The organism is Candidatus Methylobacter oryzae (genome assembly GCF_003994235.2).
GTDB lineage: Bacteria > Pseudomonadota > Gammaproteobacteria > Methylococcales > Methylomonadaceae > Methylobacter_A > Methylobacter_A oryzae.
In genome coordinates this window covers 170,420-181,753 of sequence record NZ_RYFG02000010.1, presented here as the reverse complement: position 1 = coordinate 181,753, position 11,334 = coordinate 170,420, and the positions used below count along the sequence as shown (strand labels likewise).

Annotated in this window: 10 protein-coding genes; 4 read left to right on the top strand and 6 right to left on the bottom strand. The window is 47.7% G+C overall.

What is annotated here, in order from left to right; translation table 11 throughout:
- Positions 1–124: 124 nt before the first annotated feature.
- The 3 genes from EKO24_RS02640 (at position 125) to EKO24_RS02630 (ending at position 6,255) form a co-directional block, all read left to right on the top strand.
- The gene (locus EKO24_RS02640; RefSeq protein WP_127030368.1) at positions 125–3,103 is read left to right on the top strand and encodes a DUF748 domain-containing protein; all 2,979 of its coding nucleotides are present in this window, start codon (positions 125–127) and stop codon (positions 3,101–3,103) included.
- 256 nt (positions 3,104–3,359) lie between these two features.
- Positions 3,360–4,571, top strand: coding sequence for an O-antigen ligase family protein (locus tag EKO24_RS02635; protein ID WP_127030367.1), 1,212 nt, complete (start codon positions 3,360–3,362; stop codon positions 4,569–4,571).
- Entirely contained in the window at positions 4,558–6,255 is a 1,698-nt protein-coding gene (locus EKO24_RS02630) for a PKD domain-containing protein (protein WP_161990551.1), read from the top strand. Before EKO24_RS02635 ends, EKO24_RS02630 begins: the two co-directional genes overlap by 14 nt.
- Before the next feature lie 175 nt (positions 6,256–6,430).
- On the opposite strand, the gene nirJ is transcribed toward EKO24_RS02630, so the two are convergent.
- The 6 genes from nirJ to EKO24_RS02600 all read right to left on the bottom strand — a co-directional run bounded on the left by nirJ (position 6,431) and on the right by EKO24_RS02600 (position 10,796).
- A complete protein-coding gene (gene nirJ, locus EKO24_RS02625; protein ID WP_127030365.1) occupies positions 6,431–7,567 on the bottom strand; it encodes a heme d1 biosynthesis radical SAM protein NirJ in 1,137 nt (378 codons plus the stop codon).
- A gap of 88 nt (positions 7,568–7,655) precedes the next feature.
- The gene (ahbB, locus tag EKO24_RS02620; RefSeq protein WP_127030364.1) at positions 7,656–8,156 is read right to left on the bottom strand and encodes a siroheme decarboxylase subunit beta; all 501 of its coding nucleotides are present in this window, start codon (positions 8,154–8,156) and stop codon (positions 7,656–7,658) included.
- Between the two features lie 2 nt (positions 8,157–8,158).
- Positions 8,159–8,602 (bottom strand): Lrp/AsnC family transcriptional regulator, encoded by a 444-nt coding sequence (locus EKO24_RS02615; protein ID WP_127030363.1) that lies wholly within the window; start codon positions 8,600–8,602, stop codon positions 8,159–8,161.
- Positions 8,595–9,092: a siroheme decarboxylase subunit beta gene (gene ahbB, locus EKO24_RS02610; RefSeq protein WP_127030362.1), complete on the bottom strand. Its 498-nt coding sequence runs from the start codon at positions 9,090–9,092 to the stop codon at positions 8,595–8,597. Before ahbB (EKO24_RS02610) ends, EKO24_RS02615 begins: the two co-directional genes overlap by 8 nt.
- Positions 9,085–9,543, bottom strand: coding sequence for an Lrp/AsnC family transcriptional regulator (locus tag EKO24_RS02605; RefSeq protein ID WP_127030361.1), 459 nt, complete (start codon positions 9,541–9,543; stop codon positions 9,085–9,087). The genes ahbB (EKO24_RS02610) and EKO24_RS02605 overlap by 8 nt, the downstream gene beginning before the upstream one ends.
- 89 nt (positions 9,544–9,632) lie before the next feature.
- Positions 9,633–10,796 carry a cytochrome D1 domain-containing protein gene (locus EKO24_RS02600; RefSeq protein ID WP_143733143.1) on the bottom strand — a complete coding sequence of 388 codons (1,164 nt, stop codon included), beginning with the start codon at positions 10,794–10,796 and terminating at the stop codon, positions 9,633–9,635.
- Positions 10,797–11,196: 400 nt separating this feature from the next.
- Here EKO24_RS02600 and EKO24_RS22270 point away from each other — a divergent pair, with 400 nt between their 5' ends.
- Positions 11,197–11,334 carry a hypothetical protein gene (locus EKO24_RS22270; protein ID WP_154671568.1) on the top strand — a complete coding sequence of 46 codons (138 nt, stop codon included), beginning with the start codon at positions 11,197–11,199 and terminating at the stop codon, positions 11,332–11,334.

Here is an 11,334-nt window from a genome sequence, read left to right as displayed (position 1 = left end):
AGGTTATCGCCACGTTCATCACCGGCTTTATGCCGGGCAAAGACCAGCTCAATCCACAATATTAACCAGCGGTCAATGCGTAACTTCTATGTTTGTAAACACAATGAACTAAGGGACGGACTCTATGAAGATTCTACATATAGGCGCTAAATTCAAAATAGCTGCTCTTATCGTGGGCAGTCTTCTAGGCATTTATACGATGCTAGGGTTTTATTTGTTGCCGACGCTGGTCAAGTCAAAATTGCCGGCACTGATCCTACAGGAAACAGGCAGGAACGCCTCTGTTGCAACGGTTCGCTTCGATCCATTTTCATTACGGTTAAATTTACAGGGCTTTCAGCTTCAAGAGCGTAACGGTCAACTGTTTGTAGGGTTTGATGATTTTTTTGTCGACGTTAACGGCTTGCAATCCTTCAGCCAAAAGGCGCTTGTTATTGATAAGGTAGTGCTCAGTAAGCCGGTTATTCGTATTGCCCGGGATAAACAGGGCGCATTCAACTTTAAAGACTTGTTTAGCAATAACAACGCAGCTAAACAGGATAGCAGTAAGACTTTTCCGCTAAACATTGTCAAACTTTTACTGGCCGAAGGAAAGCTCGATTGGGAAGATGCGTATTTTACCAATCCCGAACAAGAGACCATTTACCCGATAAATGCCACGATTGAAAATCTTACTACTCTGGCGGATAAGCAACTCAGCCTGGGATTGTCGATGGAATTAAAATCCGGCGGCAAGCTGGAATGGCAGGGCCTGGCCGGTCTTAAGCCGATGTCTTCATCGGGACATATCAAACTGGATAATGTAAAGCTGTCCAGAATTCGGTCATTAGCCTTGCAGGATCTTGTAAACCTGGATTTGCAGGGCTACGAACAGCTTGAAGCCGATTATGAAGCCACTTATGTCGATAACAAATTCAACGTTAACGTCAGTCAAGGCAAGTTTGAACTACACGATTTACAGGTTTCAGCAACAGCGCTGGATAAAGCTGAGTTGAACAGCTTGTCTGCTCAAACGAAACTTATGCCCTCTGGTCATAAGGCCTTAGTTACAATGCCCAAACTGTCTGTTCAAGGAATCGTTTTTAATCTGCAAAACCATGAGCTGACGATTAAATCAGTTGCAGCGAATGACGCTGATTTTAAAGCATGGCTAAATCCCGAAGGCACTTTGAACTATGAATCTTTATTGCCGGTTGCAAAAACAGCTGACAGTTCTGACGAGCCAGCCCAGCAAGCGCCATGGACGGTCAATATCGACAACATTGTACTGAACAACGGCGGCCTTAGTTTTGAAGATCGGACCCTGAAAAAGCCCGTCACCATGACGGCCAAACCTATCGATTTTAAGCTCACAAACTTCAGCAACAAGGCCGGTGCCAGCCTGCCTTTTCAGTTCAGCACTGGATTCAACAAGAGCGGTTTGATAAAACTTGACGGTAATGCCGTTGTCCAGCCTTTATCCGCACAGGTCGCGGTTAATGTGGAAGGTGTCGAGCTTGAAAATTTTCAGGCTTATGTCGACAAATTCGCGCGGCTGGATGTGATTGACGGGAAAGTGGCTGTCTCTGGCAACGTCTCGGTTATTAAATCAGTACAAGATAAGCCGGCAATTAAGTTCGCCGGTAATACTAAAGTTGTCGATTTTTTAACCCGCGACCAAGTGAAGAACAAGGATTTTATAAAGTGGGGGAGTCTGGCGCTTAGCGGCATTGATGCGGATTTATCGGCCAACCAATACAATGCTGAAACATTAGTAATTGATAAACCTTATGTCAGAGTTGTTATTAAAAAAGATAAGACCATCAACTTTAATGACATTATGTTTGCCGAACCGAACAAGCGAGAAACCGGAACTTATAAAAGCGCTGAGCCCGAAGCGCAAAAACCTAAATTTAGATTGGGCAGAATACAAATTACCGACGGTTCTTCCGATTTTTCCGACCTTTCCCTGATTTTGCCGTTTGCCGCGCAAGTCAAAAGCCTGGATGGCGGCGTTAGCGATATTTCCTCGGAGCGAAAATCCACGATAAAAGTCGATTTGAAAGGCAATGCCTATGATTTGGCTCCGGTCGATGTCAAAGGCGAAATCAATCCCAATCAGGGGTATTACAACGTTCAAATAAACTTTACCGGAATGCCGATGCCGTTGATCTCATCTTATATGGTGCAGTTTGCCGGATATAAAGTGGAGAAAGGCAAAATGTCTTTGGAACTGAATTATAAAGTTGCCGATAGGGTATTGACCGCATCGAATAATATTTTGATCGACCGTTTCGAGTTGGGAGAAAAAGTCGAAAATCCGAATGCGGTATCGTTGCCGTTGAAACTTGCGGTAGCTCTGATGAAGGATTCCGACGGCAAAATAAGAATGCACGTACCGATTACCGGTAGCTTGGAAGACCCCAAATTCAGCATTACCCACCTTATTACCGATGCATTGGTTAATGCGATAAGCAGGGTGATTACTTCGCCTTTTCATGCATTGGCTTCGTTAATAGGTAGCGAAGAGGATTTAAGCACGATCAGTTTTCCTGCCGGTAGCGCGGAATTGGATAAGCAGCAGATCGGTAAGCTGGACGATCTGGTAAAAGCGCTAAAAACCCGCTCGGAGTTAAAACTTGAGATCAAAGGCGCAGCTTTTCAGGAGCAGGACTGGCCGGCGGTTAGCGACGACGCGTTATACGATCAGCTTAAAAGGATAAAAGCCGCCGAAATCAATCAGCAGGGCGGCAGAAAAATCCAGCCGGAATATGTGGTCATTTCCGATCAGGATTACAGGCGTTTGATGGAACAGCTGTTTGCGGAAAAGTTTCCGGTGATGGTGGAAAAAACGTTGCTGGGTACGCTACGATTGGTAGGCAGCAAAGCCGATACGAATACCGACGAGTTTTATGCGGTTGCCAAGGATAAGTTATCGGCGATCATTAAGCCGGAAGAGCAGCGGCTAAAAAATTTAGCGGCGGAAAGAGCGCAAGCGATTGCGCGCTATATTGTGCAAAAAGGCGGCATTCCTAATGAGCGGGTTTTCATATTGGATACCGCGATAGATCCAATAAGGGAAGGTAAGGAGATTGTTAGTCTGTTATCTTTAAAAGTGGATTAACTCTATTTTGCTTAATAACGTTGAGGGAAGGATAACTTCGTTTTGGGGGAGTGTGTTAAATCTATAATTTGGCATGAATATCTAAGCTAAATTTGATTTTGTTAGTCAATGGACCGGAAAAGTGATGTTGCTATAAAATAACAGCTATAGGTTTAAAGCCATTTCTCATTCCATCGACAAGAATTATAAAAAGTTTAAAAGGCATCAAATTTATGGCCGCGCGAAGTATAAAAATCTGCAACGGTTAGGGGGGATAATGACTGTACTTTTGATGAAAAATGAGCGTTATGGTGCGTCGATAGCTTGTCTTGGAGTTTGTTTTTATATCATTGGATTCTGCTTCCGGTTACAACAGGATGTTCCTCTCATAATATTGGCTTTGACAGGGCTAATATCGGTTTCGAGAGATAGTGTCCAATGGAAACAGCCGGTAGTGATAGCCTTAGGTTTGTTTCTTCTTGTGGGCTTGGTATCAATGGCAACATCCGATGACATTACGAGAAGTTGGCGTATGAGCCTGATGTTTATTCCCTCCTTGCTAATTTTTATGCTGCTTGCACAGTATTTTGATATGCGCGATTTACATAATCTCTATTGGGTATTAACACTTGTAGGTCTCTGTTTTTCAATAATATTACTTTGGATCGCCTTGTGCAATCCACAACAAGAGCCAATTGCTTGGGTGAGGTCTTTAGGAAGTCCAATTTTTATTGTGCCTAATGATATTATTTTTATCGCTCTGCTCATGCCGTTTTCCATAGCATTGTTGTTGCAGAGAACAAGCCTTATGTCCGCTGTTGCCGCATTGTTAATGTTATCGATTCTTCTTGGCTTACTAACAATAGTTATATTCCAAAGCAGAGCGGCTCTTATTGCAGAACTGGTTTCAACCATCATTATCGCGGCTATCTTAAAGCCAAGATATGCTCTGTTATTAGGATGTGGAATAATAATTTCTCTACTCATTGTAGACGGATTAATGGGGTTTCCGCTAATCGCTAAACATGGGAGGGTTGCCGATACTCGTTTTGCGCTTTGGATTGCCGCTTGGCGAATGTTTTTGGATACACCGTTCTTAGGTCATGGTCCGCACAGTTTTGTGCTGTTTTACCAATCTTATCTACAAACTATTAAATTACCTTCTTGGCTACCCATAGATCAGCGATTAATACCATGGCCGCATAATCTGTATCTGGAATTACTGGCTGAGCAAGGTATGGCGGGCTTAACTAGCTTGATTGGGCTGCTTACTACTTTATTCTTAGTTGCATGGCGCACATTAAAAATCGAATCAGGTAATATTTATATTTATGCCGTTTGTATATTAGCCAGTCTCACCAGCTATTGTGTCTCTGCCGTTTTTGAATTAACGTTTCTACGCCAATGGGTTGTAGTGATGCTATTTCTCCTATCCGGCATTATTAGCATTCTTTCAACCTATGAGAATAGTCAGTATGAAATTAATTAAAATTGAAAAATTTCCGATTATGGCACTCGCTTTAGCCTCTGGAGTCTTAGCAATTCTTACACCGGATTGGCGTACTGAATTGCAAGCATCAGCTTATATTTCAACTGGTTATAGTGCGGACACTGTTGTCCCAGACTTTGTTGTTCCGACACTTCTTCCCTCATGCTCGCTAAATGCACAACCATCTTCTGTTTCCGCAGGCGACAGCGTCACCTTGACACCTTCCTGTACAGGAACTGAAGGTTATGCGTCCTATAGCTGGACGGGAGGAACGTGCGAAGGCGCTACTTCCTTTTCCTGTACAGTAACGCCATCAGTGACTACGTCATATTCCGTTACTGCAACTAATGCTATCGGCAAGGGCAACACGGCTAGTGCTACCGTCATTGTTGTTTCTAAAATTAGAGCTAGTTTTACTTACTATACAAAGTCGGCGTCAACCCCACTTGAAATTGACTTTACCGCATCCGGCAGCAGCAGTAATTCAGCGGATAATTTGATTTTCTCATGGAACTTCGGCGATGGTAAAACCGGTGAGGGTACTAATGTTCAACATTCCTATCAAAACGCCGGCAACTATACCGTAAATCTGACTGTAGATAACGGCAACGGGCAATCGACTACCGTATCAAGCACTGTTATTGCCACAGCCGCAACTAAAATCACCCAACCATCTACACTGATTGCAGCCAATAGTTTTGCACTGAACAATTCTGCCGATAAAGCCATTCCTATCCTGATTAACGATCAACCTTTATTTCAAATTTTATCCGGCCTCAACTCTGAAAACTGGTTTGAGTTTTATGCCAAAGCCGGTCAAAGTTATACGATTGATATTCCTGGCGCTTCCGTTGGGAAGTCGATTAATCCCTCGTTGTCGCTATATGACTCCGCCGGTAAGTTATTAGTTAACCAAACTAATACAAAAGGTAATGGACAAAGTATTCAAATCATCTGGACAGCGCCTAAGAGCGATTTTTATCGTATTAAGGTAACTAATAGCGTATCGAATACTTTAAAAAGTTCGACTGTCGAGCAAAAAGGAGAAGCAACGGATTACGCATACCAAATCCGGGTATTTTTAACTGATGCACCGCAACGCGGCATTATTAAAGGCACAATACTGAGCAGTTGCGATCACAGAGGCATAAGTGGCGCCGACGTTTCTATCGTAGGTGTGCTTAACTCCTCTACACTAACCGATAAATTTGGCGCGTTTTCAATACCGGTCACTCCAGGTAATTACTATGTAAAAGCAGTTGCGGCGGGATTTAGGGAGGCTTCGAAGTCAGCCGTACTCGGTCAAGACGGATTAACTATTACCAGCATTGATTTATTGACAGCGTCAACCTGCGCCAATGTTTTAAAACCGATTGACCCTTTAATTCAAGCCCAACAAGCACCTGTTGTTTATGACGATCAACAGTCGATTTTGTTTATTAAAGATATAGTCGTTAATGGCCAGGTATATTATGTAGAGCTTACCAACATTGGCGATTATCGCTTTCAAATTTCTGGAATTTTACCAATACCCGGAGTCATTCATACCAACTACGCGGAGTACTTCCCTCTGACGTCAATAGCAAATTTACCCGAAGTTTTTGCAAACAATAGTACGTGGAAAATTAAATTAAAAAGTGACAATAACTCTGTGATGTCTATTGATAGCGTGGCACCTTTCTAAAAATAGCACTAAGAAAGCTGAATCGGACGAGGTGTTGAATGTGTTCTTGACGTTTTACGCATTGACGTTACAGATACTCGTTTTGGCGTTTCGTCCCGGTTTGATACGGGGCGGGCCAAACTGATTTTTTTAACATCTGCTCCACTTTCAGCTATTTGAAAATAATGATGAACAATTAAGCTATTTCCGCATCGGTCAAATAGCAGCCCGGGTCTTCGGCCCAAAAATTACCGGTGGTTTGCTCGGCCCTGACGCGGGTATTGCCGTTGCAAATCGCCTGGTAGCGGCAGCGTCCGCAACGGCCTTCCAGCGGCCTGGGTTGTTGCTTCAGGCCTGCCATCAGCGGATCGCTGGTATCCATCCATATTTCGGAAAAAGGACGCTCTTTGACATTGCCCAGTTCGTAATGCCACCAGAACGTGTCCGGGTGAACATTGCCCAGGTTGTCGATATTGGCGACGTTGACGCCGGACGCATTGCCGCCCCATTGTTCCAGTTTGGCTTTGATGTGTCCGGCTCTATCCGGGAAATGCTTGGCAACCCAATGCAGGAAATAAACCGCGTCGGCATCGTTATTGCCGGTCACGAATTCCCGCTCCTTGCCGGCTTTGAGCCAGTCGTAGCAAGTTGAGAACATTAAATCCATCGCGTCCCGCGTCATCGCAAAGTGGGCGTCGGCTTTGCGGTTTTTATTGCCGCGGCCGCCGTAATTCAAATGCGACAGGTAGAACTTGTCGATGTTGTTGTCGTCCATTAACTGGAGCAGGGCCGGGAAGTCCTGGGCGTTGTCCTGGGTTAAGGTAAAGCGCAGGCCGACTTTGATGCCTTTATTCAGGCAGAGGCGGATGCCGTGCAGCGCTTGGTCGAACGAACCTTTGACCCGGCGGAACTGGTCGTGGGTATCCTTAATGCCGTCCAAGCTGACGCCGATATATTGATAATCGATGGCTGCGATTTCATCGATATTCTGTTCGGATATTTTCGTGCCGTTGGTCGATAGCGCGACGTAAAAGCCCATGTCTTTGGCCCGGCGGGAGATCGCGAAAATATCGGGACGCAGCAGCGGTTCGCCGCCGGACAGGATCAATACAGGCACCTTGAACGCTTTCAGGTCGTCCATAACCGTATAAATCTCCTCGGTGCTTAACTCATTCGGGAAATTGATGTCGGTCGAGGTCGTGTAGCAGTGTTTACAGGTCAAGTTGCAGCGGCGGATTAAATTCCAGATCACTACCGGCGCCGCCGGTTTGCGCGCCGGTTTTAATGGGGTCGGCTCTATCAGCTCCCGCATGTAGTGGCTTAGTCTGAACATGGCGGTTTCCTATCGATAACGGGTTGATCAGTGGGGTTGGGCGATGCTACCCAAGCGGAGTAGGGTTTGCAAGTATGGATTCGATATTTTACGAATCGTTTTGGGCGGTTGACGGGCCGCCCGAGCGAAAACCGGTTTTTTTCAAAATCCGGGTGCTGTACAAAACGTCGCTGCCTAAGTTTTTGTCGCCCAGCAAATCTTTAATTTGTTGGATTTGGCTATCGACTTCTTGCTGGCTTTTGCCGTGTACCATCGCAAACAGGTTGTACGGCCATTCGGGCAAATGCCGGGGGCGGTGGTAGCAATGGCTGACGAATTCCAGTTGCCCGACTTGTTGCCCTATTTCGTCGATGATTTCATCCGCGATGTTCCAAACCGTCATGCCGTTATAGCGATAACCCAGTTTGTAGTGGTTCGGCACCGCGCCGATGCGGCGGATAATGGCGCTTTGCTGCATCGCCGACAGCCGTTGCATGACTTCGTCGGCGCTCAAGCCCAGTTGTTCGGCGACGGCTTGATAGGGCTGGGGCGTCAGCGGCAGGCCGGCTTGGGTCGCCTGGATGATTTTGCGGTCTATGTCGTCGAGCATGGTCAGGCTTCCAGTTTCAGGTTGACGAAATATTCTTTTTTCTTCGGCATGTTGTAGACGGTCTGGCCGGTCTGGTGCTCGATGGCGTCAATAGTTTGCTGGGCTTGTTCCTGCGTTTCGGTCGCGATGACGAACCACATACTTAGCTCGTGGTTGCGTGCGTAATTATGGGCCACTTCGGGAAAGCTGTTGACGATGTCGGCGATTTCGTCGAAGTGCTCCGCCGGCGCTTTGATAGCCGCCAGCGTTAGCGCGCCGCCCATTTGTTCGGCGTTGTACAGCGGGCCGAAGCGGGTCAGCGTGCCGTTGTTCAGCAGTGCTTGCAGCCGGGCGATCAGATCGTTTTCGGTCAAGCCCAATTGCTCGGCAACTTGCCGATAGGGTGCGTCGCAAATCGGGAAGCCGTCTTGCAAGGTGTTGATGATGCGTTTGTCTATGTCATCCATCGGTTAAAGCCGGGGCAGGTGATTGGTAAATTGCGCCGCGCTGTTTGAAGCAGCGGCGGCTGAACAGGATTTCTCTATCGAAACCGTTTAAACCGCAGGCTTCGGTCAATTGGTTCAATTGGCTTAAAACGGTGTCCCTGTCTTTGCCGTGTATCATGCAATACAGGTTATACGGCCATTCCGGCTGCCGGGGGCGTTGGTAGCACAGCGTTACGAACGGAAACCGGCTGATATGGCCGCCCAGTTGCTTGACCAAATGGTCCGGCACGTTCCAGACGATCATCGCGTTTGCACGGTATCCGAGTTGACGGTGTTTGACGATAACGCCCATGCGTTTGATCAAACCTTGTTGTTTAAGCCGCGTTAGGCGCGCGATCACTTCGGCTTCGTTCATGCCGCAACGGCGGCCGATTTCGGCATAGGGCCGGGCGCAAATAGGCAGACCCAGTTGGATATGGCTCAGCAGTTGGCGGTCTTGCTCGTCAAGCATCGGTTAGGTCCAGCTTAAAGCCCAAATCGATGAAAAAATCGTTCAGCATCGGCAGTTGCATTGCCGGGTACGAGGTTTCCTGCTCTATGTCCTCGATCACGGTCTGCAAGTGTTCGTTATCGGAGGCGATGACGACAAACCACAGATTGATCCGGTGTTCGCGTTCGTAATTGTGGTTGACTTCGGGGTGGGCGCTGACTTTATCGGCGACGGTTTGCAGTTCGGCTTCCGGCACCGCCATCGCGACCAGCGCGCTGACGCCGATATGATTCGGCGGAATCACAGGGCCGATGCGGCTGATCAAGTGGTTGTCGCTCAGCTCGGCAAATGCCGTCAACACGTCGTCTTCGGTAACGCCCAGCGCGTCGGCGATGTCCCGGTACGGTCTGGGCGACAGCGGGAAGTCGTGCTGGTAGTCGTTGAGCAGTTGTTTATGTAAGTTCGTCAGCATTGGAAAATGTGAATTAAATATTAGCCACGAAGAACACCGAGAGCACGAAGATTAATTTAATCAAACGAGATATTTCGTGGTAAATAAATTTACAACCCGATTCGGTGCGCTCGCGAGCTAAAGAAAATGCCGTTGGGTTTGCTCGCAGGCAGGCGGGCAATTTCCTGTAAGGTTTCGGTGTCGTACACGGCCAGGCTGTCGTCGTCCCGGAGCGCGAGCCAGACTTGTTCGCCGCGCGGCGTGAATTCCATATGCAATACGCCTTTGCCCGGCGACAGTGTTTTGACGATCGACAGGTCTTTGGCGTCGATGACCTGCACCTGGTTATTGTCCGGGAACGCGAAGTTGACCCAGATTTGCCGAGCGTCGGGCCGGGCCATCACGAAAACAGGTTGCCCCGCGACGTCTATCGTACCGTGCAGGTCCCAGGTGTTCTTGTCGATGACCAGTACTTTATGCTGGCCTATCGCCGGAGCGAACACGTAGTCGCCGGCGACCGACCAGCCTTCGAAATGCGGCATTTTATAAACCGGCAGTTTGTCGTCGTCCTTGCCGAATTCGGACAGGATATGCTTGACACCGGCTTCGGGATTCCATAAATCGAGCAGCGCCAGTCCCGGCTCACCAAACAAACCGGCGATGTAATAGCGCCCGTCCGGCGATACCAGCGCGTCGTAAGGCTGTTTGCCGGTGTCCTTGAATTTTTTAAGAACCGGCGCTTTCGGATTTTTCATATCGGCGATCCAGATTTCGCCGGCATCGAACAGGCTGAACACAAAGCGTTGTCCGGGGGCGTCGACTAGGCCGACCACTTTCGAGCGTTGTCCTGAGCCATAATCGGCCGGAATGTCGGCGACCAGTTCCAATGTGTCGGCCGAGAAAACTTTGACGCCGCCGGGCGTATAGTTGGACACGGCGATCAGCTTGCCGTCCTGGGAAATCGCGCCGCCGATGCTGTTGCCGGCCTGAATAATGCGTTTGTCTATCGCGTCTTTCAGCAGGTCGATTTTAGTCAAGCCGCCGTCGCGGCCGAACACGTAGGCATAGCGTTCGTCGTGCGAGAAAACTACCGAGGCATGGGATAAATCGCCGAGTTTTTCGATTTTGGCCAAGCGCTTGTGCTCGGTTGTGTTGACGATCAGCGCGTTGCCGTTTTCGCGTTCGATGACGACGCCGAGGTCGCCGGTGGCGCGTGGGTCGGCGGCGGCGTTGACAGAGATTAGCAAGGCTAAAAAAGGGAGTAGTTTTTTCATAAAAATATTAATGTCAGGTAATGAACCGGATCATGTTATCGGTCTTATTCCGGCCTACGAGGCTAATCTAATTTGTATTGCTCCCACGAGATAGAACGGTAAGTTTCGTAGGGTACGCTCTCTGTAACCATCGTAGAAATTTGGTGCGGAGAGGAGGAATCGAACCTCCAGCGTTCTCTCTTGGTAGGCTGCAACATTTAAAAGCACATTAATCTTTCGTATGGGTTGGAATTTTCTCTCACCAGACTCCGCAGGAACGCGATTCCGCACCAAACACATGCTAACTACTTGAATGAACATAGCGATTGAGTTTTCCATAATTACCTCTGTAGTGGCTGATATTGCACTAAACATAGAAGCGAAGATTTCCAACCCAAACGAGACTGCAACGTGAATTCCAATGTGTACCTTTATATCCAAGTCGGTATTGTTAACGCCGGTTTCAACCGGTGTTAACGTTAAACTGAGTGTTGTAGGTTCGGCTGACGTCAGGAAACTCAACATTTGCCCGCTTGACGCGTTGGGCTCCGTGCCTTAG